Genomic DNA, 1701 nt, shown 5'->3' with positions numbered 1-1701 from the left:
TGACGGCGATCTCCGCGCTGTACGAATTGCTCGAATGGGCCGCCGTGCTGGTGTTCGGAGGCTTCCTCGGCCAAGCCTATCTCGGCACGCAGGGCGACATCTGGGACGCGCAGAAGGACATGGCGCTGGTGCTGCTGGGCACCCTGATCGCGCTCGGATTAGGTTTGGCCGCCAGCTGCCATGACCGCCCCGCGCGTCACTAGCGGCGACCAGACCGCCGATAACCGTCATCTGCGCGCCGCTGCGCAGCATCGACACGCCTCAGGCGAGGCACTGCAACAGCATTATTTGGGTCAAGCTGCAGGGCTGGCCCTGTGCTCTCCTGGCCGACCGACTTCCGGGCGAACGCGGTATCCCAGCAGACTACCCGGATTCGGCACCGCGCCTCACTGCAGCATGTCGCCCGGCGTCGGAGGCAGGCGAGGCATCTGCTGCTGGGGAAATTCGCCGCTCAACGACTCCAGGAAGGCAGTGATATCCATGATCTGGCTGTCCGGCAGGTTCTTGTTCAGCTGGGTCGCCGCCATCACACGCACCGCGTCGGGCAGCGAGGTGACCTGCCCATTGTGGAAATAGGGCGCGGTGTACACAAGGTTACGCAGCGTCGGCACGCGCCAGACGTTCTGATCTTCCTTCTTCCCGGTCTGCACGGCCTTCCCGCCGTCGTCGAGCAGGTGATATCGCGCCACGTATGGATTGTCCAAATAAGTCGGAAACTTCATGAAGAAGCCCGTACCCTCGGCAAGCGAAGGACCGCTGAAATTGGCACCCGAGTGGCACGCCGTGCAGCCAACATCCGCGAAGGCCTGCATGCCGCGCTGCTGCTGTGTGGAGAGCGCCGTCTTTTCGCCTTTGACGAAGCGGTCATAGGGACTGTTCGGCGTGATCAGCGTGCGCTCGTACGCGGCGATCGCCTTGGCAATGGTATCTGCGCTGATCTCGGGGTCGGCGCCGAAAGCCCGCTCGAAATAGGTCTTGTAGCCGGGAATGCGCCGGATGCGGTCCACCGCCAACTCCATCTTCGGCATGCCCATTTCGATCGGATTGACGATCGGTCCTTTGGCCTGGGCTTCCAGGGAAGGCGCCCGGCCATCCCAAAACTGCACCGACTGGAACGCGGCGTTCCACACCGTCGGCGCGTTCCGGCCTCCCAGCTGCCCATGAACCCCAACCGACGTCGGGCGATGATCGTCGCCTCCTTCCATTACGTTATGGCAGGAAAAGCAGGAAATCGTCCCGGTAGAGGACAGCCGCGGATCGAAATAGAGCATCTTGCCCAACTCCACCTTAGCGGGCGTGGTGGGATTGTCGGCCGGGGAAGGCGGGGACGTTGGAAGGGCTTGCCAGTCCGCGGCGCTTGCGGCGCCAGCCACGAAGAAAGCGGCGCCGAGAACATGCAATGTCCTGAACATATTGGCCTCCAACTATTCTTGGATTCAACGCTTAGTGGAAAGGACCGGACCTCGGCAGTCATTGACCTGGATCAATGCGGGCATGCGCACTGCGGTGGATACGAATTTGGCCGCTGGCGCTTGATTCAGCTCAATGCCGCATGCCCACCGCTGCCTTTCTACTGCGGCAATCGGCTTCTCGCCGAACAACTGGTTCGGTTTCTCGCACAACGCATACGATCGCTTGGTACATTTTTCCTTCGGCCTGCTCTGCTTCCGGCCGATGCGGGAAGCCCTCGCCAGCGTGCTG

At 62.3% G+C, this 1701-nt stretch carries 3 protein-coding genes; 2 read left to right on the top strand and 1 reads right to left on the bottom strand.

Annotated features, from left to right (window positions below; translation table 11 throughout):
* Positions 1 to 203, top strand: a 203-nt coding sequence (locus BP26_RS0122495) for a DUF2238 domain-containing protein (protein ID WP_029922800.1), incomplete at its 5' end; no start/stop codon positions are given.
* A gap of 183 nt (positions 204 to 386) precedes the next feature.
* On the opposite strand, the gene BP26_RS0122490 is transcribed toward BP26_RS0122495, so the two are convergent.
* The gene (locus BP26_RS0122490) at positions 387 to 1412 is read right to left on the bottom strand and encodes a cytochrome-c peroxidase (RefSeq protein WP_029922799.1); all 1026 of its coding nucleotides are present in this window, start codon (positions 1410 to 1412) and stop codon (positions 387 to 389) included.
* Between the two features lie 133 nt (positions 1413 to 1545).
* On the opposite strand from BP26_RS0122490, the gene BP26_RS31200 reads away from it, so the two are divergent.
* The coding region (locus tag BP26_RS31200; RefSeq protein WP_157572712.1) for a DUF2238 domain-containing protein at positions 1546 to 1701 on the top strand (156 nt) is incomplete at its 3' end.

It is taken from the genome of Nevskia soli DSM 19509 (assembly GCF_000711955.1).
In the GTDB taxonomy this organism is placed as follows: Bacteria; Pseudomonadota; Gammaproteobacteria; order Nevskiales; family Nevskiaceae; genus Nevskia; species Nevskia soli.
This window is presented reverse-complemented; position numbering and strand designations above follow the sequence as displayed.